Here is a 22,580-nt window from a genome sequence, read left to right on the forward strand (position 1 = left end):
GATCCGTTCCGGCCCGGTCAGCGGCGGCGACGTGCACAGGGCCGCCGGGTGCCCATGCACCCGGCGGCCCTGGCGTTCAGCGGGCGGCGCGTGTCAGGTGTTCCACACCTGGACCTCGGAGAGCTGGCCCGCGGGCCAGCCGTCGTTGGCGGTGACCGTCACCCGCACGTACCGCTCGGTCGCCGCGGTGAAGGTGATCGTGACGGTGTTGTTCGCGCCCGGGGTGAAGGCGTAGGACGCGGAGGACTTCAGGGTGCTGAAGCTGCTGCCGTCGGTGCTTCCGCCGATCGACAGCGTCTCGTTGCGCGAGCCCCAGCCGGCCGGCAGCTGCAGGACGACCCTGCTGACGCTCTGCGCGGAGCCGAGGTCGACCTGCGCCCACTGCGGGAAGGCGCTGTTGGCGCTCTCCCAGTAGCTGGCCTGGTTGCCGTCGGTGAGGTTGGACGACGGGTAGACGTCGGTGTGGCTGGACTCGCTGGTCGGCCGGCCGGCCGCCAGGTTCGTGCTGACCGTGCCGGTTCCGGTGCCGGTCAGGGCCACGGTGGTGGGGTTGTTGGTCGCGTTGCTGGTGATCGTCAGGGTGCCGGTGCGGGTGCCGGACGCGGTCGGGGCGAACTTCACCGCGACCGTGCAGGCGGCGCCCGCGGCGAGCGAGCTGCCGCAGGTGTTGGTCTGCGTGAAGTCGCCGGAGGCGGAGACCGAGCTGATCGAGGCCGCGGCCGAACCGGTGTTGGTCACCGTCACGTTCTGGGCGCCGCTGGTGGTGCCGGGCGCCTGGGCGGCGAAGGTGAGCGAGGACGGGGTGACCGCCAGGGTCGCGGACGACGGGTTGGTGCCGCCGCCGGGGTAGACCGAGAGCCCGGACAGCTGGGCCGCGCTCCAGCCGGAGTTGGCGGTGACGTTGATCCGTACGTAGCGGGCGGTGGCCGCGGTGAAGGTGACGGTCACCGTGTTGTTGTCGGTGTTGGGGTCGAAGGTCCGCACCGCGGAGGGCGACAGGGTGCTGAAGGAGGTGCCGTCCGTGGAGCCCTGGACGGACAGCGTCTGCGTACGCGTCGCCCACGCGGTGGACGGCGGCAGCCGCAGCGTCACCTTGCCGACGCTGTAGTTCTGGCCGAGGTCGACCTGCACCCACTGCGGGAAGGCGCCGTTGGCGCTCTCCCAGTAGGTGGAGGCGTCCGCGTCGGTGACGTTGCCCGGCGCGAAGGTGCCGTTGGTGGAGCTCGCGGTGGCCGGGCGGCCGGCGGCGACGTCGGTGGCGCTGTCGATGCCGGCGCCGCTCAGCGCGACCGTGGTCGGGCTGTTGTTGGCGTTGCTGGTCAGCGTCAGCGTGCCGTTGCGGGTGCCGCCGGCGGTCGGCTTGAAGGTCACGGTCACCGCGCAGGACGCGCCGACCGCGAGCGAGGAGCAGTTGTTGGTCTGGGTGAAGTCACCGGTGGCGGCGACGGCCGAGACGGTGGCGGCCGTGGTGCCGGAGTTGGTGACGGTCACCGTCTGCGGGGCGGCGGTCGAACCGACGACCGTGCCGCCGAACGACAGGTTCGCCGGGTTGGTGTTGAGCACCGGGCCGGGCGCGGTGCCGGTGCCGCTCAGCGTGACGGTGGAGGTGTTGCCGCCCGCGGTGACGGTCAGCGTGCCGGTACGGGTGCCGGCCGCGGTCGGCTTGAAGGTGACGCTGACGGTGCACGAGCCGTTGGCAGGCACCGAACTGCCGCAGGTGTTGGTCTGCGCGAAGTCGCCGGAGGCGGACAGCGCGGAGACGGCGGCGGCGGAGCCGGTCGGGTTGGACACGGTCACGGTCTGCGCGGCGCTGGTCGAACCGGTCGCGACAGCACCGAAGTCGAGCGCGCCCGGGGTGGCGGTGACGCCGCTGGCCGGGTAGGGCGGGAAGACCGGGGCGGGGAAGCCGCCGCAGAAGGGCGTCCCCGTGATGCCGGAGTTGCCGCCGCCGTCGGTGACGACGAAGTTGCCGCCCTCGCAGCTGTAGACCGGCGAGGAGGCGCCGACGCCGGTCGCGGTGACGTTGGTGAACTTCGCGGCGCCGCCGGTCTGTTCCTGCAGCGCGAAGGTGCCGGTGCCGGCGATGGTCACGTTGTTGAGGTTGACCCCGCTCACCGTGCCCTCGACCCACTGCACGGCCTCGTAGGGGCTCTGCTGGATCAGCGCGTTGGTGACGTTGATCGGGCCGGTGATGGCGCCCTGGCTGCCGTCGAACCACAGCGCGCCGACGCCGAACTGCCAGTTCGGGTCGAGGCTGCCGGCACGGATCATGGTGTTGTCGGTGATGTTGGTGGTGCCGACCGGCGTGGAGGTGAAGCGCTGGCCGACGTGGATGCCGCCGCCCTGCGCGAGGCCGGTGTCCATCACCAGGTTGCCGCTGACGGTGTTGTCGTGGCCGCCGTAGATCGCGATGGCGTTGGCGAGGATCTGCGTCTCGACGGTGTTGTTGGAGATCGTGTCGTTGGCGTCGGCGCCGAGGGCGGAGTCCGCCCAGGTGGCGATGCCGTCGTCACCGGTGTTGCGGATCTCGCTGTTGGTGACCGTCGAGTTGGTCACGCCGCCGTGGAAGTTGATGCCGTCGGCCGTGGTGTCGCGGATGCGCATCCCGGTGAAGGTCAGCTTGTCCATCGGCCCGTCCATCCAGGCGCCGACCTTGAGGTGGTCGATCCACACGCTGGAGACCGTGGAGTTGCTGAGCGCGCCGCCGATGCCGTTGACCTGCGCGCCGTCGTTGCGCTCCTGCACGTCGCCGAAGACGGCGAAGTTCTGCAGGTGCACGTTGCTGCTCGGGTTCGGCTGGTAGTTGCCGTAGAAGCCGGGGGCCGAGCCCTTGACCGTCGAGTACCACATGCCGGCGCCCGCCACCGTCACGTTGTTGACGATGATGTGCCCGGGGATGTTGTACGTGCCCGGCGGTATCCACACGGTGCCGCCGGAACCGGCAGCGGCGATGGCCGCGTTGAAGGCCGCCGTCGCGTCGGCGCCGCCGGTCGCGTCGGCGCCCTTGCTGGTGACCGACACCGAGCCGGACGGCTGCGGGAGGGCCGCGCCGACCTGCTCGAAGTCGGCGAAGTCGATGGTGGTGACGGCGCTGCCGCCGCCGGTCTGCAACGTGAAGGTGGTGCCGGCCGGATAGGTCTGCGGCAGCAGCCGGTGGACCTCGTCGTAGAAGTGGTGCGGGTTGCTGCCCGGCTGGTTGGTGAACGGGTAGCTGCCGTAGTACCAGCTGTAGGCGTTGGTCAGGGTGAAGTCGGGCTGCGCGGTGCCGTTGATGGCGAAGGACAGCGGGGCGGTGTAGACCGAGCCGCCCGAGCCGTCGGGGATGCTGTAGCGGAAGTCGATCGAGTTGGTCGCCACCGGGGTGGTGAAGGTGACGAACTTCCCGCTGCCCGACAGGGTCACCGCCTTGCGGTACGACGCCTCGTCCGCGAGCTGGCCCGCAGCCCAACTCGGGCCGATCTGGCTGCCGTTGGTGGCGGAGCTCTCGGCCTGCACCTCGACGTAGGGCAGGTTCGCGCCGCTGCCGCCGGTGGCGGCGGCGTAGGCGGGGGCGGCGGCGCTCAGCGCGAGCACGCCGCCGGTGGTCAGCAGCGCGGTGCTGCCGACGACGGCGACCGCTCGTCTCAGCCGGCCTCGGGGGTGGGGGGGTTCACGGAACATCACGGGCTCCTTTCGACACAGAATGCCGGGTCTGCACCGGTGGGGGTGGAGCGTCAACGCAAGGGGCACCGTAATGTCGCGGACACCGGTCCGCAATATCCACGCTCATCATTGCGAGAAAGTAACTTTCTTGCGCAAGATCCTGCGCTCAGTGGCGTGGAGCCGATTTCCGCCGCAACAGGTCAACTCCTGGGCGAAGCCTGGTCTTTCATCACATTCCGCATCGCCTCGACCAGGGCGGGTTCGAAACGTCCGATGTCCGAGGCGACATGGCGCGGTCCGCCGTGCAGCGCGCCGAGCGTGTCGTCGGAGACGTAGTCGGTGGTGTAGCCGGTGAGCGTGAGGGTGAACACCGCGCCGCCGTGCAGGACTTTGAGCTCCTCGCTGAGCCGGCTGAGCGTCTGCGCGACCGCCTCGTCGCCGAGCCCGGTGACCTTGCGCACGGACTTCACCGGCGTCAGGTCCGAGCCGTCGATCTGCGCCTGGTCCTCGAACTCCGCCCGCGGGTCGGTCCGTTTGTGCAGGTCGATGGTCACGAAGACGTCGTAGGAGGCCGTACCGCCGGCGCCGTCGGGTGCGCCCACCGACAGGGAGCAGCGGATCTGGTCGAGGACAGGGCCGAGCCGGGCCGCCGCCGGCGTCACCGCCGTGCTGTACGAGGCGTGCAGCGCCCGGGTCAGCGGGGCCAGCGTGCTGCCCGCGCAGGGGCTGTCACCGAGGACGTAGCCGTGCAGGTCGGGCGGCCCGCCGTGCTCGGCCGACCACGCCCGCAGCCCGCCCGCCCACACCGCGGACGCCAGCAGCACCCCGCCGACGCCCCACACCCACGGGCGCCGCGCCCCGCCCCACCGCGGCGCCCGGTCCGCGTCGCTGATCACCTCGGCCCCGCCCTCGTCGGGACCTCCCGTCAGCTCCGGCTCCGATATCACCGCCGGCTCCTCTCACATCCGTTCGCCGTGGTGGGCGACCAGCACGGTCAGCAGCCGAACCAGCTCGTCGCGCTCGTCGGCGGTGAGCGGGGCGAGCAACTCGCCCTGGAAGGTGTCGATCAGGCCGTCGAGCTGGTCCAGACGGCGTCGGCCCCGATCGGTGAGGGTGATGACGTTGCGCCGCCTGTCGGCGCGGTCGGGGGTGCGCTCGACGTAGCCGTCGTCGGCCAGTTCGTTGAGCACCGCGACCAGGTCGCTGCGGTAGATCCTGGCCCGCCGGCTCAACTCGGCCTGGCTGGCGGGGCCGTACTCCTGGAGCGCGGCGAGCACCGGGTAGTGCCACTTGCGGGCGCCGACCGCCGCCAGGCCCTCGCTCACCAGCCGGTCGCCGTGCAGGGCGGCGAAGCCGAGCAGCCGGCTCGGCAGGGCGCGCAGCCGGTCGGGGGTGGGGCGGGGGGAGTCGGTCATGGCGGCATCGTAGTCCGTTGCGTTAGTCCCACTAACGATGTACGTTCGTTAGTGCCGTAAACGTTAGTGCGACTAACACTTAGCGCCTCCGGAGGCTCCCCATGCCCACCATCGACGTCCTCGACTCGACGATCCACTACGAGGAGACCGGCACCGGCACGCCGCTGGTGCTGCTGCACGGCAACCCCGGCTCGTCCCGGGCGTGGCGCAACGTCGCCCCCGCCCTCGGCGCCGGCCGCGTCCTCGCCCCCGACCTGATCGGCATGGGCCGCTCGGGCAAGCCCGACATCCCCTACTCCTTCGCCGACCACGCCCGCTACCTCGACGCCTGGTTCGACGCGCTCGGCCTGGACCGGGTGGTGCTGGTCGGCCACGACTGGGGCGGCGCCCTGGCCCTGGACCGGGCCGCCCGGCACCCGGACCGGGTCGCGGGCGTCGCCTTCTTCGAGACCTTCGTCAAGCCGCTGTCCGGCGCCGAACTCTCACCGCAGTCCCGCGAGCGCACCCGGATGCTGCGCACCCCGGGCCTGGGCGAGGAGATGATCAGCGGCGAGAACCGGCTGGTCCGCACCGCCTTCACCGGCGGCGTCCTGACCCCGCTCGCCGACTCCGAACTCGCCGCCTACCTGGCCCCCTACCCCACCGTCGAGAGCCGCCGCCCGCTGCTCGCCTGGGCACGCCAGATCCCCGTCGACGGCGAGCCCGCCGAGCTGATCCCGCGCATCGAGGCGTACGGCAAGTGGCTGGCCGCCTCGCCCGAGACCCCCAAGCTGCTGCTCACCTTCACCGGCTCCCCCACCCTCGGGATCACCCCGGACCTCGCGCCCTGGTGCGCCGACCACATCGCCGCACTCACCACCGTCCCCTGCGGCGCGGCCGGCCACCACGCCTCCGAGGACCGCCCCGCCGAGATCGCGGCGGCGATCGCCGCGTGGGCCGACGCGCACGGGCTGCGCTGAAGCCCACGGGTCTACGCTGCGGCGCATGGGGAGCGCACTGGCGGGGATTCTGGAGGCGGCGGCCGGCGGGGACTTCCCGCCCGCGGACGGCGGGGTGACCGTCCTCGGGCAGGACGGGGTGCGGGACGCGGGGGTGATCGCGTTCACCGCGCACTCGGTCGTCTTCACCGACGAGGACCCGGCGTGGGTGCGGGCGGAGCTGGCCGCGGCCGGATGCGACGCGCTGGCCGCGGCCATGAACCCGCGGTTCCTGGCCGCGCTGCTCGAACGGTCGGGCCGCACGACCGACACCATCGACCTCCTGACGGTCGCGGGACCGCTGCCGGGCGAGCCCCCCGTGGCGCTGCGGGAGATCGACGACCCCGGCCATCCGCGGGTCGTACGCGCACGCACACGGCGGGACGGCGTACGGGTATGGGCGGCCGACGGCGGCGTGCTGGTCCTCGGCCGCGGCGTCGCCGGCCGCTGGGAGGCCGCCGTCGAGGTCGAGGAGTCCGCCCGCCACCGCGGCCTCGGCCGCACCCTGGCCACCGCCGCCCGCCACCTGACCCCCACCCCCGTCTGGGCCCAGATCGCCGCCGGCAACGCCCGCAGCGTCCGCGCCTTCCAGTCGGCGGGCTTCCGCCCGGTGGGATCGGAATCCCTGCACGTCCTGCCCTGAGGCCCGCTCCCTCGTGTGACGCAGGTCACATTCGCCGGGTGAAATATCCGGGGACTCTCTCCCCGTTACATGCACGTGAATGAAAAACCGGGGATGCGGTCCCCGGTTACCGTGCCGGACGTGGAGAGGAGTGATCGCTGTGACCACTGTCGCTGAGCTCGCCGGCGTGGCCGACGACGTGCGGGAGGGGAGCGGGGGTGCATCCGCGGTTCGGGTGCCTCGGGTGCGGGCGGACGCGCTGCGCAACCGGGAGCGGATCGTCGCGGCGGCACGGGACATGTTCGTCGAGTACGGGCCCGACGCCCCGCTCGACGAGATCGCCCGCCGCGCGGGCATCGGCAACGCCACGCTCTACCGGCACTTCGCCGACCGCCGCGCCCTGGTGCACGCCGTCCTGCTGGCGGTCGTGTCCCGCAGCGCGGACCGCGCCGAGGCGGAGGCCGCGGTGGCCGCCGCGGGCGGCGACTCCTGCGCCGCGCTCGGCCGCTTCGCGCACGCCGCCGTCGACGACAACGTCGGCGCCATGTGCGGACTGCTCGTCAACGGTGACGACACCCACTCCGGCGAGATCGGCACGCAGATCGCCAGGCTGGAGACCGCGCTGGAAGAGCTGATGGAACGGGCGAGGACCGACGGCCGGCTGCGGCCCGACGTGACGCTCAACGACCTGATGGTCGCCATCTCCCGGCTCACCCGCCCGCTCCCCGGCATCGACTGCACCGGCTCCGACCTCCACCGCCACCTGCAGCTCTTCCTCGACGGACTGAAGACCCCCTACTCGTACCCGCACCAGGAAGCGGGCGACGCGACGACGCGGACCCCGTAAAGCACCAGGCAAAGCACCAGGCGCAGCAGTCGCCTGCTCCACCGCTCCACGCGTACCGAACTGGATACCTCCATGTCTGAAACCGCCCGAACGGCGCTCCCCGATCCCCGGCGCTGGAAAGCGCTGGCCTTCATCTCCATCGCCCAGCTGATGGTCGTGCTCGACGCGACCATCGTGAACATCGCCCTGCCGAGCGCCCAGCGCGACCTCGGCATCTCCGACGCCAACAAGCAGTGGGTCATCACGGCCTACGCCCTCGCCTTCGGCGGACTGCTGCTCTTCGGCGGCCGCATCGCCGACAAGTGGGGCCGCAAGCGCGCCTTCGTCACCGGACTGACCGGCTTCGCCCTCGCCTCGGCGATCGGCGGCTTCGCCGGCAACGAGGCCATGCTGCTCGCCTCGCGCGCCGCACAGGGCGCCTTCGGCGCGCTGCTCGCACCGGCGGCCCTCTCGCTGCTCGCGGTGACCTTCACCGACGTCAAGGAGCGCGCCAAGGCGTTCGGCATCTTCGGCGCCATCGCCGGCGGCGGCGGCGCGGTCGGGCTGCTGCTCGGCGGCGTGCTGACCGAGTACCTGAACTGGCGCTGGACCTTCTTCGCCAACATCCCCTTCGCGGTCATCGCCGCCCTGGGCGCGTACTTCGTCATCCGTGAGCCGGAGGGCGGCCGCAACCGCGCACCGCTGGACATCCCCGGCGTGCTGCTCTCCACGACCGGCCTGATCTCGCTGGTCTACGGCTTCACCCGCGCCGAGACCGCCGGCTGGTCGTCCGTCTCCACCATCGGCCTGTTCGTCGCCGCCGTCGTGCTGCTCGCCACCTTCGCGGTGGTCGAGTCCAAGGTCCGCACCCCGCTGCTGCCGATGCGCGTGGTCACCGACCGCAACCGCGGCGGCGCGTACCTCTCGCTGGGCCTGGCCATCATCGGCATGTTCGGCGTGTTCCTCTTCCTGACCTACTACCTGCAGGTCGTCCAGGGGTACTCCGCGATCAGGACCGGCTTCGGCTTCCTGCCGATGGTCATGGGCTTCGTCGTCGGCTCCACGCAGATCGGCGCCCGGCTGGTCAACCGGCTGCCGGCCCGCGCGCTGATGGCCCCCGGATTCACGGTGGCCGCCATCGCGATGCTGCTGCTGACCCGCCTGGAGGTCGGCTCGTCCTACCCGGGCGTCATCCTGCCGGGCCTGGTCCTGCTGGGCCTGGGCATGGGTACGGCCTTCATGCCGGCGATGTCGCTGGCCACCACCGGGGTGCAGCCGCGTGACGCGGGTGTCGCCTCCGCGATGGTCAACACCTCGCAGCAGGTGGGCGGTGCGATCGGCACGGCGCTGCTGAACACGATCGCCGCGTCCGCGACCACCGGCTACCTGGCCTCGCACGCGGCGGGCGCCGGCGGCGCGAAGCTGCTGCAGGCGCAGGGTCTGGTGCACGGCTACACCCACGCGATCTGGTGGGCCGTCGGCATCGAGGCGGTCGCCGCGCTGATCGCCCTGACCCTCATCAACGCCGGCCGGCCCGGCACCGTGAAGGTCGCCTCCAGCGACGGCGCGGACGCCACGTCCGCGTCCGAGCAGGAGTCGGTGCCGGTCGTCCTGCACTGACCGCACCGACCGCCACCGCGCACAGCGAGGCCCCGCCCCACCCGGGCGGGGCCTCGCGGCGTACCCGGCGCGGACACCGGGCGGCGGCGTTGGTAGAAAAGCCTGCTACCGAGCCGTCCGCGTCAGGAGACCACGACATGTCCGCCGTAGAGCACTTGGACGAACTGCACGGCCTGCCCGTCTTCGACTTCCCCGCCGCCGGGAAGGACGACGCGCTGCCGGAGACCGGGGCGGTGGCCTGGCGGCTGAGCGTCGACCCGGACGCGGAGGACGAGGCCGCGCAGGAGCCGTACGGGAAGCTGTGGCAGCGCTTCCTGGCCGCGGTGGACCCGGCCGGGGTACGGGCGCTGGTCGTCGGCGAGTGGGGCGACGTCTGCGCGGAGGACTCGAGCGAGGCCGTCGGGCTGCTGGTCGGCGCGCGCGAGCAGCTGACCGGGCTGCTCGCGGTCTTCCTCGGCGACGTGGTGCCGGAGGAGGCGGAGATCTCCTGGATCGCGCAGAGCGACGTGACGCCGGTGCTCACCGCGTACCCGCGGCTGCAGGAGCTGGGCGTCAGGGGCGGCGCGGACCTGGTGCTCGGCCCGGTGCGGCACGAGCACCTGCGGACGCTGGCCGTCGAGTCCGGCGGCCTGCCCGCCGGCGTGGTGCGGGCGGTCGCCGCCAGCGACCTGCCGGCGCTGGAGTACCTGGAGCTGTGGCTCGGCGTGCCCGAATGCGGCGGTAACGCGGCCGTCGCCGACCTCGCGCCGCTGCTGGCCGGCGAGCGGCTGCCCGCGCTGCGGCACCTGGGCCTGCGCAACAGCGCCCTCCAGGACGGGATAGCCGGCGCGGTCGCCACCGCGCCGGTCGTCGCCCGGCTCGCCTCGCTCGACCTGTCGCTGGGGGCGCTCGGCGACGAGGGCGCGGCGGCCCTGCTGGCCGGGCAGCCGCTGACCCACCTGTCCTGGCTCGACCTGCACCACCACTTCATCGGCGCGGCGACCGCCCGGCAACTGCGGGACGCGCTGGAGCCGGCCGGCGTCGAGGTCGACCTCGACGAGCCCGTGCGGGAGGAGGAGGACGAGCACGGGGTCCTGCAGCGCTACACCGCAGTGGACGAGTGACCCGTCCCGTGCCCGGCGCCGCCCGTTCTCAGGTGCTGATGTCCGGGTAGGGCAGCGTCATATGGGCCAGCCGCTCGGCGTACTCCCGCTGGAAGCCGAGCGGTTCGCCGTGGTCGCGCTCGAACATCGCGATGAAGAGCGTCAGTGTCAGGAACGGGTGGGCGCCCAGCTCGAAGAGCGTCGGGTAGTCGTGGGCGGCCAGTGCCGCCCGCTCGGTGTCGTCGAAGGCGAGCCAGGTGGTGGCCTCCCCCGCGACGCAGTTGAGCAGCCGGGGCGCGTACTCGGCCTCCCAGTCCGCGACGGTGGCGACCGGGTCCTCGCGGTAGCGCTCGACCAGGGCCGGGTCGCGGTCGACGGTGTAGAGGAACTTGTTCAGCAGGTACTTGCTCACGCCGGCTCTCCGTTCGGGTACCAGGTGAAGTACGCCTCCATCGTGTGGAAGAGGTCGAGGGTGTCGACGTAGTCCGCCTTCCTGCCCTCGCCCGCGACGCCCATCATCAGCATGAAGTCCATGAAGCCGTGGGTGGCGTTGCCCGGTGCGTGCAGGCTCTCCAGGCTGACCTCGGCGAGGCACTCCTCGATGTCGCCGCCGGCTATCCAGCCGACCGCCCTGCGGTCGAAGTCCGGGTCAGGTCCGTGCGGCCCGAACTGCCGCGGCCCGCCCAGCTCCAGCGACAGGTGGCCGGTGCCGATCACCGCGACCCGCTGGTCCGACGGCCAGGACTCGATGATCTCCCGCAGGGCGGTGCCCAGCTGCACGAAGCGCTTGGGCTGCGGAAGCGGCGGCGCGAAGATGTTGGTGTAGACGGGCACGATCGGCAGGTCCGCCTCGGGCCGCAGCGTGATGATCGGGCAGGTGATCGAGTGGTCGATCCGCAGCTCGTTGGAGAAGGCCAGGTCGAAGCCGGCGTCCAGGCCCGCCCGCAGCACGTGGGCCGACAGCTCCTCATGGCCCTTGAGCAGCATCTTCGGCAGCCCGAACTCGCGTTCCTCGTTGTGGAAGTTGGCGTCGTAGAAGGGCGCCTTGCCGACCAGGAACTGCGGCATGTTGTCCAGCCACAGCTGGTGGAAGTGGTCGGAGCCGACCATCACCAGCACGTCGGGCCTGGCCTTGGTGAGCGTGGCCCTGAACGCCTCGATCTTGCGCACCCACTCGTCGGCGAAGGGCGGCCGCTCGGGTCCCGTGGCGGTGCTGGCGCGGTAGTAGAACGGATGGTGGGTGGATGCGATCACCGCGACCAGCTCGGCCATCTCAACCCTCCTCGTCGATCGTGGGGAACAGCGGCGGGGTGTACGGATCGGGCGGCACCGGGCGGTTGTTGAGGTCCACCGACAGGTGGATGTCCCGGGCGACCGGGTGCCGCAGCTCCTCGGCGAGCTGGCCGATGAGCCCGGCGGTACGGGCCAGCAGCGCGAAGCCGCGCAGCAGTTCCAGCGGCAGCCCGAGGTCGGCGAGTGCGGCGCCGCAGACCCCGGCGCCGTTCAGCGGCAGCGTCCTGCCGAGGACCTGCGGGTGGACCCGGCCGATCGCGGCGAACAGGGCCAGGTGCGGGCCGAGGACGTCCTCCTCCGCCGCGATCTGCATCAGCCGCGGGGTGCGCGGGTCGCCCTCCTTGTGGACGTGGTGGCCGAGGCCCGGCACGAACAGGCCCGCCTCCCGCCGCTGTTCGAGCGTACGCAGGGCGAGCGCGTCCCAGCCGGCGTCGTCGGCGGGCAGCGGCCCCTGCACCGAGACCAGCACCTCGTGCAGGAACTGCCCGCAGTCCTCGGTGACGCCGAGGAAGCGCGAGCCGCCGCCGAGCAGCCCGGCGGCCAGCGCGCCCTGCACCGAGTCGGGCGCGGACAGGTACGTCAGCCGGGTGACCAGGGCGGTCGGGGTGTAGCCGTGGTCGGCGAGCGCGGCGAGCACCGCCTCGAAGACCCGGGTCTGGCCGGGCGTCGGGCGGCGCTGGGCGGCCAGCCAGAAGGCCAGTTCGCCGAAGCCGACCTCGCCCATCACGTCGGCGGCGAGGTCCTGGCCGAGCAGCGTGATGTGGTGCAGCGAGGACGCGCCGAGGGCGGTGTCGTAGACGGGCCGGTCAGCCACGGTCGTCTCCCTTCCGCACGGCGGGCTCGCCCGGGCCGCTCAGCCAGGCGCGCAACTCCGCCCCGTGCTCGTCGAGTTCGGGCGGCGGCAGGCGGTAGCCGACCGGGGTGGCCGAGAAGCGGATCGGGTTGCGGGTGGTGGGCACCGCGCGGTCGCCCTCGCCGACCTCGACGATCGGGTCGAGCCCGAAGCGCTCCGCCATCGCGAAGCCGCCGTCGATGGTGTTGATCGGCCCGCACGGCACGCCGGCCGCGGTCAGCGCCTCGAACCACTCCACCGCCCCCCGGGTGGCGAGCCGTTCGGCCAGCAGCGGCCGCAACTCCTCGCGGTGGGCGGTGCGGTCGGCGTTGTGCGCGAAGCGCGGGTCGGCGGGGAGGTCCGGCAGCCCGAGGACGTCGCAGAGCCTGCGGAACTGCCCGTCGTTGGCGGCGGCCACGATCAGGTCGCTGTCGGCGGTGGGCAGCGGCTCGTACGGGAAGACGCTGGGGTGGGCGTTGCCCATCCGGAACGGGACGACGCCGCCCGCCGCGTAGGCCGAGCTGTGGTTGACCAGGCCGGTCAGCGCGGAGGACAGCAGGTTGACCTCGACGTGCTGGCCCTGCCCGGTCCGGTCGCGGTGCCGCAGCGCGGCGAGGATGCCGATCACGGCGTGGTTGCCGGCCATCACGTCGAAGACGGAGATCCCGGCGCGGAAGGGCGGCCCTTCGGGGTCGCCGGTCAGGCTCATCAGCCCGGAGATGGCCTGCACCATCAGGTCGTAGCCGGGCACGTGCCGCCCGGGACCCGTGCCGAAACCGCTGATCGAGGCGTAGACGGCGCCCGGGTTGGCGGCGGCGACGGAGTCGTAGTCCAGGCCGTACCCGGCCAGGCCGCCGGGCTTGAAGTTCTCGATGACGACGTCGGCGCGGCGGGCCAGCTCGCGGGCCGCCGCGGCGTCGGCGGCGTCGTGCAGGTCGAGCGCGACGGAGCGCTTGCCGCGGTTGACGCCCAGGTAGTACGTGGAGGCGTCGCCCCTGACCGGGGGCCGCCAGCCGCGGGTCTCGTCGCCCTGCGGCCCCTCGACCTTGACGACCTCGGCGCCCATATCGGCGAGCAGCATCGTGGCGTAGGGGCCGGCGAGCACCCGGGAGAAGTCCGCGACGAGGATGCCGGCCAGCGGCCCCGCACCGGGTTCCGGCGCGGGCGGCGGGTGGCCCCCCTCGCCGGCCGTCGAGCCGGACCCGGGGTCGTCCACCATGCGCCTCGCCTCTCATCTGTCCGCACAGCGGACCAGTGTCCGCTGGGATGAGTCTGCGCCGGACCGCACGCCCGGTCAAGGGTCCCGGGCGCCGCGCTACGACACCGCCCGCGCCCCGACGTGCGGGACGTCCTGCACCCGCGCGAAGTCCGCGCTGATGTCGCCGGCCGCCTGGAGCAGCAGCGGCAGGTGGTGCTCGACCAGATGCTCCACCGTCGTCTCGGCGGCGTGGCAGTTGACGTTGACCCCGGCGATCACCCGGCCCGAGCCGTCCCGCAGCGGCGCCGCGACCGACCGGATGCCGAGCGTCAACTGCTCGTCGGTCAGCGCCCAGCCGCGCGCCCGCACGTCCCGCAGCTCGGCGTCCCGCTCGGCCCTGGTCGGCTGCCAGCGGGCGGTGAGGCCGGACCGGGTCGGCTCGGCCAGCACCGCGTCCGCCTCGTCCGGCGGCAGCGCGGCCAGCTGCACCTTGCCCAGCGAGGTGGCAAGCGCCGGGAAGCGCGTCCCGACGTGCACGGCGAGGGAGACGATCTTCGGCACCGACACCCGGGCGACGTAGACGATGTCGGAGCCGTCGAGCTGCGCGATCGAGCAGGACTCGCCGGTGCGCTCCACCAGCCGCTCCAGATGCGGCCGCGCCACGTCCCACAGGCCCATCGACTGGACATAGGCGACGCCCAGTTCGAGCACCCGCGGGGTCAGCCGGAAGCCGCGCTCGGCGGCCCGTACGTACCCCAGCTCCTCCAGCGTGAGCAGGATGCGGCGGGCGGTGGGGCGGGCCAGGCCCGTCGCGGCGGCGACCTCGGTGAGCGACATGGCGGGGCGGCCGGGGCGGAAGGCGGCGATGACCTCAAGGCCGCGCGCCAGCGCCTCGATGAAGTCGGGACCGGTTCCCGTACGCGCCATGACACGGCCTCCTCGCGAGCGGCCCCGGCTGTCGGCGACCCGGGCTCACCCGAAGCGTAACCCCCGCTGTCCGCGGGACGGACAGCCTTGCCGCAACCCGGGCCGGAGGGTGCATTGACAGCGGTGGGCGGCTGCGCGAAGGTGGCGACACCGAGGCTCTGTCCGCACAGCGGACGAGTGTACGCAAAACGCGAAGGAGCGTGAGGCGATGAGCCGGCCCACCACAGGCGGCACGGGGAGCAGCGGCACCGGGGGCGCGGGCGGCCGTCCCGTCGTCCTGCGCGGCGGCACCGTCCTGACCGTCGACGCCACCCGGCAGGTCCTCACCGGCCACGACGTCCTGGTCGTCGGCGACCGCATCGCCGCCATCGGCCCGGGCCTCGCCGTCCCCGACGGCGCCGTCGAGATCGACGCGGCCGGCGGCATCGTCATGCCCGGCATGATCGACACCCACCGCCACCTGTGGCAGACCGCGATGCGCGGCTACGGCGCCGACTGGACGCTCACGCAGTACTTCGTCTGGTACTACCTGGAGTGGGGCCGGATCTTCCGCCCGCAGGACATCCACGCGGGCAACCTGCTCGGTGCCCTCGAAGCGCTCGACGCCGGCGTGACCACCACCGTCGACTGGTCGCACGGGCTGCGCACCACCGAGCACGCCGACGCCGCCGCCGACGCGCTCGTATCCGTACCCGGCCGCTTCGTGCTCGCCTACGGCAACATCCAGGCAGCGCCCGCCGACTGGACCGGCACGGCCGAATTCCGCGACTTCATGCGGCGCCGCGCCACCGGCGGCGACCTGCTCGGCTTCCAGCTCGCCTTCGACGTCACCGGCGACCCGGCCTTCCCCGAGAAGCCCGCCTTCGAAGCCGCCCGCGAGCTGGGCCTGGCCGTCACCACCCACGCCGGCGTCTGGGGCGCCACCGGCGACGACGGCATCCGGCTGATGCACCAGCACGGCTTCATGACGCCGGAGACGGTGTACGTGCACGGCGCCTCGCTGTCCGCGGACTCCTACCACCGCATCGCCGCCACCGGCGGTTCGGTCTCGGTGTCCACCGAGAGCGAGCAGAGCGCGGGCCAGGGCTACCCGCCCAGCTGGGCGCTGCGCTCGTACGGCATACCGGTGTCGCTGTCGATGGACACCTCGGTGTGGTGGAGCGGCGACCTGTTCTCCGCGATGCGCGCCACCCTGGGCGCCGACCGCTCCCGCGAGCACCTGGAGGCGCACGCGCTCGGCGAGACCGTCACGCACGCGGCGCTGCGCGCCGACCAGGTCGTGGAGTGGGCCACCCGCGGCGGCGCCCGCGCACTGGGCCGCGAGGCCGACCTCGGCAGCGTCGAGGTCGGCAAGAAGGCGGACCTCGTCCTGATCAGGAACGACCACTCGCCGGTGTCCTTCCCGCTGCTCAACCCGCACGGCCACGTGGCCTTCCAGGCCCAGCGCGCCGACGTGCACACCGTCCTGGTCGACGGCCGCATCGTGAAGCGCGACGGCCGCCTGGTGGACACCGACCTGGCCGCCGTCCGCCGGACGGTCGAGGCCACCGTCGACCACCTGCGCGGCGAGCTGGGCGAGGAGGCCTGGGCGCGCGGCATGAACCCGGACGTGCCGGCGACGAAGATCCTCGACAACCCGTACACGTACACCGACTACCGCAGCGGCGGCACGCACGGCGGCTGAGCGGCCGCCGGGTCCCGTACGCCGCGGGCCGCGGTGACGGCACCGCCCCCGCGGTCCGGCGTGGGGGCCGGCCGCGGGGGCGGGTTCGTCAGGTCGGCTCCGGCTACGGCGCCCCGGCCGGCTGGAGTCTCCTGGCCAGACGGGCCAGCGACCAGGCGCCGGGTCCCATCACGGTGATCAGCAGCAGGCTCCAGCAGAACATCGCCGACGGCTCGCCGCCGTTCTGGATCGGCCACAGCGCGTGCTTCTGATGCACCGTGAAGTAGGCATAGGCCATCGACCCCGAGCCGAGCAGCGCGGCGACACGGGTGCCGGCCTCGCCGATACCGGCGAAGACGAGGACTCCGCAGCCCAGTTGGATGAGCCCGGCCCACCATCCCGGCCAGTGGCCGACGGCGGGCCGTCCGCCGTCAGGCCCGCCGAAGGCCCCGAGCACGCTCGATGCTCCGTGCGAGGCGAAGAGCAGGCCGACGACCATGCGGTACAGGGATAAGACGTAGGGGCGCGCGGCATCGAGCCGCATGTCGGTGTCCATGACGACACTCCTTGTGTGGGGGGAAGGACGTCGGCAGAGGCGCCCCCGACCCGGCCCCGCACCGGCGACCGGTTCTCCGGGGAACGTCTGCCGGCCAGTGGTACGTAACCCCCGGGGAATCTGTTCACCGCCTCGTGTCCTCATCCACCCCTTTCCCCGGACCTCTTCCACCCGCCGCCGCACCGGGCGTCCCGGCCGCCCGGTCAGTCGGTCAGTCGGTCAGTCGGTGGAAGTGGTGGCGGGGTGCTTGCGTTCGAGGACGACCAGGGGGCAGTTCAGCGCCGCGGCGATCTTGATGAGGTTGGCCGGGGTGGCGCTGCGCCAGCCGGACTCGATCTCCCCCATCAGCTGCTCCGAGATGCCGACCCGGTCGGCGAGCGCGCGCTTGGTGAGGCCCGCTTTCTGCCGCGCCCAGGTGACCGCCTCGGGCTCCTGGTGGAGCCTGCTGGGACGGGTACGGGTGCGGCGCGCCATGAGGAGAACGTAGCGCGTAGTAGCGCGTGGCACAAGTAGTACGCGCGCGCTACGCGGAATATGCCGCGCACTCATGCGTAGATGCGCAGGTGGGACCGCAATTGCCGGGTCCGATACCCCCGAAGTGGTGGACGCAAGATGCGTAGTTGTGCGAAGCTCGCCGCATGACTGAGCGCCCGGAAGCGCCACCCGAGGGAGCGCTGCTCAAGCGCGCCCTGGTCGCCATGCGGATCTCCCAGCGGGAGGCGGCACGGCGGTCGGGGATCAGCGAGACGCGGTGGCGTCAGCTGGTCTCCGGCTACCAGGTGGTGAGCCGCGAGAAGGTCCCGGTCCGCAGCCCCGACGACACGCTGGCGCGGATGGCGCGGGCGGTCGGCGTCACGGCCGAGCAGCTGGAGGAGGCCGGGCGCGGCGGAGCGGCCACCGCCCTGCGCGACGCCGAGGCCGGCGCGGCCGCCGCACCCGCCGGGCCGGGCGCCGACGCGGGCGCCGGCCCCGGCAGCCGGGTGGACGAGCGGTGGCACCTGGTGCAGGCCGTCCTGCGGCAGGCGCGGCTCGGGCTGACCACGTCCGAGTACGACACCCTCGCCGGCCGGATCACCGCGTACGTGGCCAGGCCCGCCGCGGACGAGAGCGCCGAGCCGACGCCGTAGGCAGCGCAGGCCCGCGGCTCGGCGCCCGGGCGGGCCGGAGAACCCCGCACGCCCGGACGCCGAGCCGCACTCCTGCTGCGGCGTCCCATCGTCCACGCCCTCCCGGCCGGGCGCGCGGCGTCACGCCCGCGGGCGCAGGCCTGCGAAGACCGTCGTCGGGGACAGGAGGAACGCGTCCGGGCGGTGGAGGATCCCGGCGGGGGACGGGGAGAGAAGGGTGTCGAGGGTGGTGAGGTCCTCCGGGGGGAGGGAGTCGCCCGCCGTCTCGCGCAGGCGGGTCAGGAAGGCGTGGACGTAGGCGCGGGCCGGGGCCGGCAGGGGGGCGGGGACGTCGAGGACGTCGGTGAAGGACGTGGCCTCGGTCAGGCCCGCCGCGGTGAGCATCGCGGGCCAGTCGTCGGCCGCGGCGACGTAGCCGGGCAGCTCGGCGCGCATGATCGCGAACCACTCCTCCTGCACGGCGTCCAGCCGCGCCTGCAGCCCCGGCCTGCCGATGCCGATGTCGCGCGGCAGGAAGCGCGTCGGCAGGACGCCCTCGGCCACGGCCAGCAGGCCGCCCGGCCGCAGGACGCCGGCGAGCGCGTCCATCGCGCCCTGCTGGTCGCCGAGGTGGTGCACCGCCATGCTGCTCCACACCAGGTCGGCCGGGCCGAGCCCGCCGTCCAGGCCGTCGGGCAGCTCCGCGAGCCGGACGCTCACCCTGCCGCCGAGGCCGAGCCGTTCCGCCCGGGCCAGGGTGCGGTCGAGCAGCGCCTGCGTACCGTCGACGGCGACCACCTCGGCGGAGCCGAACTCCTCGGCCAGGACGCAGGTCATCACGCCGGGACCGCTGCCGACGTCGAGGATCCGGCGGACCTCGTGCCCGGGTCCCAGCAGCTCCCGCAGCCGGGCGGCGGTCGCCCGCAGGACCGGGAGCCGCAGCTCGCCGGCGTTCTCCAGGGTGTCGGCCATCGCCTCCCAGTCGATGTCCGTCCGGGTTCCGTGCCCGTGCCCGTGGTGCCCGTGGCCGTGCCCGTGTCCGTCGTGCCCGTGAGGGGATTCGTCAGCGCTCATGCCGGGCAGCGTGCACCGCCCTGCGAACCGGCGGCAACTCTTGTTGCCGTTCCTGGGACAGCCGTGTGGAATGCCCCCATGGACACCCCGGCGCCCCACCAGGCCGTGCTCGACGAGGTAGGCCCGCGGCTCAGGCGGCTGCGCGCGCAGCGCAGGCTCACGCTGGCCGCGCTCTCCGAGACCACCGGCATCTCCAAGAGCACCCTGTCCCGGCTGGAGTCCGGCCGGCGCCGCCCCAGCCTGGAGCTGCTGCTGCCGCTCGCCGCCGCCTACCGCGTGCCGCTGGACGACCTGGTCGGAGCGCCCGAGGTCGGCGACCCCCGGGTACGGCTCGCGCCCCGCAGCATGGCGAACGGCGGCGTCGCCGTACCGCTGTCGCGCGGGCCGGGGCCGCTGCAGGCGTACAAGATGATCGTCCCGGACCGCGGCACCGAGCCCGAGCTGCGCACCCACGAGGGCTACGAGTGGCTGTACGTGCTGGACGGCCGGCTGCGGCTGGTGCTCGCCGACCACGACCTGACCCTGGGGCCGGGGGAGGCCGCCGAGTTCGACACCCGGCTGCCGCACTGGTTCAGCGCCACCGGCGGCCAACCGGCCGAGGTCATCAGCCTCTTCGGCCGGCAGGGCGAGCGCATGCACGTACGGGCCAGGCCCCGCGGTGACCATGGGTGACCGCGAGCGGGCGCGCATGCCCCGGACGGCGCTCCCGTGTGGCCGCGGAGCGGGCCTCGGCGTGTAGTGGGGGTGGTGCGGCCCCGACGAGGCGGGCCGTCCTCCGCCCGCCACGGGCGCCCCCAGCCGAGGATCCGAGGAGTAGCCGTGAGGCCCCACGTCCGAGTCATCGCCGCCGTCGCGAGTACGGCCTTCGCCGCCGTCGCGGCGACCGCCTGCTCCGGGAGCAGCAGCCCCAACTCGTCCGCCGACGGCACGGCGTCGCCTTCGGCGTCCCTCACGCTGCAGGAGGCGGCGAAGGCCGCACCCCCCACGGTCACCACCAAGCAGGTGTCGCTGGGCAAGGTCCTCGTCAACGACAAGAACCTCACCCTCTACTTCTTCGGGAACGACAAGTCCTCGAAGTCGACCTGCACCGGCGCCTGCGCCGCCGCCTGGCCGCCGCTGGTCACGAAGAACAAGCCGACCGCCGGCGGCGGCGTCCAGAGCAAGCTGCTGTCCACCAGCGAGCGCTCCCAGGGCGTCAACCAGGTGACATACAACGGCCACCCGCTCTACCGCTTCGCCGGCGACCGGAGCCCCGGCGACACCAACGGGCAGGGCCTGAACAACTTCGGCGCCAAGTGGTACGTGGTCGGCACCGACGGCAAGACGATCACCACGACGTCCTCGACGAACCCGGGCGGCGGGTACTGATCCGCCCGGCCGGGCGCGGACGCACCGCGGCCCCGCAGCCCGGTGTGGGCTGCGGGGCCGCGCGCGGGACTCAGACCAGGTCGAAGCGGTCCAGCTCCATGACCTTGACCCACGCGGCGACGAAGTCGCCGACGAACTTGTCCTTCGCGTCGTCGCTCGCGTAGACCTCGGCGACGGCGCGCAGCTCGGAGTTGGAGCCGAAGACCAGGTCGGCGCGGGTGCCGGTCCAGACGGCCTTGCCCGAGGCGTCGCGGGCCTCGAAGACGGCCGCGTCCTGCGACGTCGGCGCCCAGGTCGTGCCCAGGTCCAGCAGGTTGACGAAGAAGTCGTTCGTCAGGGTGCCGGGGTTGGCGGTCAGGACGCCGTGCGCGGACTGCCCGTGGTTCGCACCGAGCACCCGCAGGCCGCCGACCAGGACGGTCATCTCGGGGGCGCTCAGCGTGAGCAGGTTCGCCCGGTCGAGCAGCAGGTACTCGGCCGGCAGCCGGCTGCCCTTGCCTGCGTAGTTGCGGAAGCCGTCGGAGGCCGGCTCCAGCGCGGCGAAGGACTCCACGTCGGTCTGGTCCTGCGTGGCGTCGGTGCGGCCGGGTGTGAAGGGCACCTCGACCTCGAACCCGGCGGCCTTGGCGGCCTGCTCGACGCCCACGCCGCCGGCCAGCACGATCAGGTCGGCGAGCGAGACCTGCTTGCCGCCGGTCTGCGCGGCGTCGAAGGCGTCCTTGACGCCCTCCAGGGTGCGCAGCACCGAGGCCAGGTCGTCGGGGCCGTTGACCTCCCAGCCGCGCTGCGGCTCCAGGCGGATGCGGGCGCCGTTGGCGCCGCCGCGCTTGTCGCTGCCGCGGAAGGACGAGGCCGACGCCCAGGCGGTGGACACCAGCTGGGGCACGGTCAGGCCGGCGGCCAGCACGCGGTCCTTGAGCACGGCGACGTCGGCGGCGTCGATCAGCGCGGTGGTCACCGCGGGCAGCGGGTCCTGCCAGACCAGCGTCTCGGTCGGGACCTCGGAGCCGAGGTAGCGCACGACCGGGCCCATGTCGCGGTGGGTCAGCTTGAACCAGGCCCGGGCGAAGGCGTCGGCGAACTCCGCCGGGTTCTCCAGGAAGCGGCGGGAGATCTGCTCGTAGGCCGGGTCGATGCGCAGCGCCAGGTCGGTGGTCAGCATCGTCGGCGCGTGGCTCTTGGCCGGGTCGTGCGCGTCGGGAACGGTACCGGCGCCGGCGCCCTCCTTCGGCTTCCACTGGTTGGCGCCCGCGGGGCTCTTGGTCAGCTCCCACTCGTAGCCGAAGAGGATCTCGAAGAAGCGGTTGCTCCAGGTGGTCGGGGTGTCGGTCCAGGCACCCTCAAGACCGCTGGTGATCGTGTCGCCGCCCTTGCCGGTGCCGTACGCGTTGCGCCAGCCGAGGCCCTGCTGCTCCAGCGGGGCGGCCTCGGGGTCGTCGCCGACGTTGTCGGCGGGGCCGGCGCCGTGGGTCTTGCCGAAGGTGTGGCCGCCGGCGATCAGCGCGACGGTCTCCTCGTCGTTCATCGCCATCCGGCGGAAGGTCTCACGGATGTCGCGGGCCGACGCCAGCGGGTCCGGGTTGCCGTTGGGGCCCTCGGGGTTGACGTAGATCAGGCCCATCTGGACCGCGCCGAGCGGGTTCTCCAGCTCGCGGTCGCCGGTGTAGCGCTCGTCGCCGAGCCAGGTGGTCTCGGGACCCCAGTACACGTCCTCCTCGGGCTCCCAGACGTCCGCGCGGCCGCCGCCGAAGCCGAAGGTCTCGAAGCCCATCGTCTCCAGCGCGACGTTGCCGGCCAGCACCAGCAGGTCGGCCCAGGACAGCGACTGGCCGTACTTCTTCTTGACCGGCCACAGCAGGCGGCGGGCCTTGTCGAGGTTGGCGTTGTCCGGCCAGCTGTTGAGCGGCGCGAAGCGCTGCTGCCCGGCGCCCGCGCCACCGCGGCCGTCGCTGATGCGGTACGTGCCCGCGCTGTGCCAGGCCATCCGGATGATGAACGGGCCGTAGTGGCCGTAGTCGGCGGGCCACCAGTCCTGCGAGGTCGTCAGCGTCTCGGCGATGTCGCGCTTCACGGCCGGCAGGTCGAGGCTCTTGAAGGCCGCGGCGTAGTCGAAGCCCTCGCCGAGCGGGTTGGACACGGCGGGGTTCTTGGCGAGGATCTTGACGTTGAGGCGCTCGGGCCACCACCCGCGGTTGCCGCCGCCCTGCGTCGGATGCGCTGCGCGCGCCGCGTGCGGAACCGGGCAGCCCCCCGCGCTCTCCGTCTCCTTGGGGTCGGTGACGATTGCGTCGTTGTTCTCAGTCATGGAAATCCTTCCGGACCTGGCGGATGACGCGCTCAGGAACTGCGGGGTGGCCGACGGACCCGATCCTACGATGG

Annotated in this window: 21 protein-coding genes; 9 read left to right on the forward strand and 12 right to left on the reverse strand. The window is 73.1% G+C overall.

The features are described from left to right. Positions 1-93 precede the first annotated feature (93 nt). The 3 genes from NFU81_RS19905 to NFU81_RS19915 form a co-directional block, all read right to left on the reverse strand. Positions 94-3,660 (reverse strand): choice-of-anchor D domain-containing protein, encoded by a 3,567-nt coding sequence (locus tag NFU81_RS19905; protein ID WP_251491760.1) that lies wholly within the window; start codon positions 3,658-3,660, stop codon positions 94-96. Between the two features lie 182 nt (positions 3,661-3,842). Further along, the gene (locus NFU81_RS19910; RefSeq protein ID WP_251491762.1) at positions 3,843-4,589 is read right to left on the reverse strand and encodes a hypothetical protein; all 747 of its coding nucleotides are present in this window, start codon (positions 4,587-4,589) and stop codon (positions 3,843-3,845) included. 12 nt (positions 4,590-4,601) lie between these two features. After that, positions 4,602-5,057 carry a MarR family winged helix-turn-helix transcriptional regulator gene (locus tag NFU81_RS19915; protein WP_251491764.1) on the reverse strand — a complete coding sequence of 152 codons (456 nt, stop codon included), beginning with the start codon at positions 5,055-5,057 and terminating at the stop codon, positions 4,602-4,604. Positions 5,058-5,158: 101 nt separating this feature from the next. Between NFU81_RS19915 and NFU81_RS19920 the strand changes: the two genes are divergently transcribed. From NFU81_RS19920 to NFU81_RS19940, 5 genes are all read left to right on the forward strand, one after another. After that, on the forward strand, positions 5,159-6,016 hold the full coding sequence (locus NFU81_RS19920) for a haloalkane dehalogenase (protein ID WP_251491766.1): 858 nt from the start codon (positions 5,159-5,161) through the stop codon (positions 6,014-6,016). A 25-nt stretch (positions 6,017-6,041) separates the two neighbouring features. Then, a complete protein-coding gene (locus NFU81_RS19925; protein WP_251491768.1) occupies positions 6,042-6,677 on the forward strand; it encodes a GNAT family N-acetyltransferase in 636 nt (211 codons plus the stop codon). Positions 6,678-6,816: 139 nt separating this feature from the next. Then, positions 6,817-7,503 (forward strand): TetR/AcrR family transcriptional regulator, encoded by a 687-nt coding sequence (locus NFU81_RS19930; protein ID WP_251491770.1) that lies wholly within the window; start codon positions 6,817-6,819, stop codon positions 7,501-7,503. 72 nt (positions 7,504-7,575) lie between these two features. Then, positions 7,576-9,102 carry an MFS transporter gene (locus NFU81_RS19935; protein ID WP_251491772.1) on the forward strand — a complete coding sequence of 509 codons (1,527 nt, stop codon included), beginning with the start codon at positions 7,576-7,578 and terminating at the stop codon, positions 9,100-9,102. Between the two features lie 137 nt (positions 9,103-9,239). Continuing rightward, entirely contained in the window at positions 9,240-10,205 is a 966-nt protein-coding gene (locus NFU81_RS19940) for an STM4015 family protein (RefSeq protein WP_251491773.1), read from the forward strand. A 28-nt stretch (positions 10,206-10,233) separates the two neighbouring features. On the opposite strand, the gene NFU81_RS19945 is transcribed toward NFU81_RS19940, so the two are convergent. The 5 genes from NFU81_RS19945 to NFU81_RS19965 all read right to left on the reverse strand — a co-directional run bounded on the left by NFU81_RS19945 (position 10,234) and on the right by NFU81_RS19965 (position 14,434). After that, positions 10,234-10,596: a hypothetical protein gene (locus NFU81_RS19945; RefSeq protein ID WP_251491775.1), complete on the reverse strand. Its 363-nt coding sequence runs from the start codon at positions 10,594-10,596 to the stop codon at positions 10,234-10,236. Beyond that, positions 10,593-11,456 (reverse strand): DODA-type extradiol aromatic ring-opening family dioxygenase, encoded by an 864-nt coding sequence (locus tag NFU81_RS19950; protein WP_251491776.1) that lies wholly within the window; start codon positions 11,454-11,456, stop codon positions 10,593-10,595. The genes NFU81_RS19945 and NFU81_RS19950 overlap by 4 nt, the downstream gene beginning before the upstream one ends. Position 11,457: 1 nt before the next feature. Beyond that, the gene (locus NFU81_RS19955; RefSeq protein ID WP_251491778.1) at positions 11,458-12,291 is read right to left on the reverse strand and encodes a citryl-CoA lyase; all 834 of its coding nucleotides are present in this window, start codon (positions 12,289-12,291) and stop codon (positions 11,458-11,460) included. After that, a complete protein-coding gene (locus NFU81_RS19960) occupies positions 12,284-13,528 on the reverse strand; it encodes a CaiB/BaiF CoA transferase family protein (RefSeq protein ID WP_251491780.1) in 1,245 nt (414 codons plus the stop codon). The genes NFU81_RS19955 and NFU81_RS19960 overlap by 8 nt, the downstream gene beginning before the upstream one ends. Positions 13,529-13,624: 96 nt before the next feature. Then, positions 13,625-14,434: an IclR family transcriptional regulator domain-containing protein gene (locus tag NFU81_RS19965; RefSeq protein WP_251491782.1), complete on the reverse strand. Its 810-nt coding sequence runs from the start codon at positions 14,432-14,434 to the stop codon at positions 13,625-13,627. 208 nt (positions 14,435-14,642) lie between these two features. On the opposite strand from NFU81_RS19965, the gene NFU81_RS19970 reads away from it, so the two are divergent. After that, positions 14,643-16,118 carry an amidohydrolase family protein gene (locus NFU81_RS19970; protein ID WP_251491784.1) on the forward strand — a complete coding sequence of 492 codons (1,476 nt, stop codon included), beginning with the start codon at positions 14,643-14,645 and terminating at the stop codon, positions 16,116-16,118. Positions 16,119-16,221: 103 nt separating this feature from the next. On the opposite strand, the gene NFU81_RS19975 is transcribed toward NFU81_RS19970, so the two are convergent. After that, positions 16,222-16,653 (reverse strand): DoxX family protein, encoded by a 432-nt coding sequence (locus tag NFU81_RS19975; protein ID WP_251491786.1) that lies wholly within the window; start codon positions 16,651-16,653, stop codon positions 16,222-16,224. A gap of 219 nt (positions 16,654-16,872) precedes the next feature. Next, on the reverse strand, positions 16,873-17,127 hold the full coding sequence (locus tag NFU81_RS19980; protein WP_251491788.1) for a helix-turn-helix domain-containing protein: 255 nt from the start codon (positions 17,125-17,127) through the stop codon (positions 16,873-16,875). Positions 17,128-17,291: 164 nt separating this feature from the next. Between NFU81_RS19980 and NFU81_RS19985 the strand changes: the two genes are divergently transcribed. Then, positions 17,292-17,780 carry a helix-turn-helix domain-containing protein gene (locus tag NFU81_RS19985; RefSeq protein ID WP_251491790.1) on the forward strand — a complete coding sequence of 163 codons (489 nt, stop codon included), beginning with the start codon at positions 17,292-17,294 and terminating at the stop codon, positions 17,778-17,780. A 120-nt stretch (positions 17,781-17,900) separates the two neighbouring features. Here NFU81_RS19985 and NFU81_RS19990 read toward each other — a convergent pair whose 3' ends face one another. Further along, positions 17,901-18,833: an SAM-dependent methyltransferase gene (locus tag NFU81_RS19990; RefSeq protein WP_251491792.1), complete on the reverse strand. Its 933-nt coding sequence runs from the start codon at positions 18,831-18,833 to the stop codon at positions 17,901-17,903. Positions 18,834-18,911: 78 nt separating this feature from the next. On the opposite strand from NFU81_RS19990, the gene NFU81_RS19995 reads away from it, so the two are divergent. Then, positions 18,912-19,505: a helix-turn-helix domain-containing protein gene (locus NFU81_RS19995; RefSeq protein ID WP_251491794.1), complete on the forward strand. Its 594-nt coding sequence runs from the start codon at positions 18,912-18,914 to the stop codon at positions 19,503-19,505. 147 nt (positions 19,506-19,652) lie between these two features. Continuing rightward, a complete protein-coding gene (locus tag NFU81_RS20000) occupies positions 19,653-20,201 on the forward strand; it encodes a COG4315 family predicted lipoprotein (RefSeq protein WP_251491796.1) in 549 nt (182 codons plus the stop codon). A gap of 70 nt (positions 20,202-20,271) precedes the next feature. On the opposite strand, the gene katG is transcribed toward NFU81_RS20000, so the two are convergent. Further along, positions 20,272-22,506 (reverse strand): catalase/peroxidase HPI, encoded by a 2,235-nt coding sequence (gene katG / locus NFU81_RS20005; protein WP_251491798.1) that lies wholly within the window; start codon positions 22,504-22,506, stop codon positions 20,272-20,274. Between the last annotated feature and the right edge of the window lie 74 nt (positions 22,507-22,580).

This window comes from Actinacidiphila cocklensis, assembly GCF_907177275.1.
Lineage (GTDB): Bacteria > Actinomycetota > Actinomycetes > Streptomycetales > Streptomycetaceae > Actinacidiphila > Actinacidiphila cocklensis.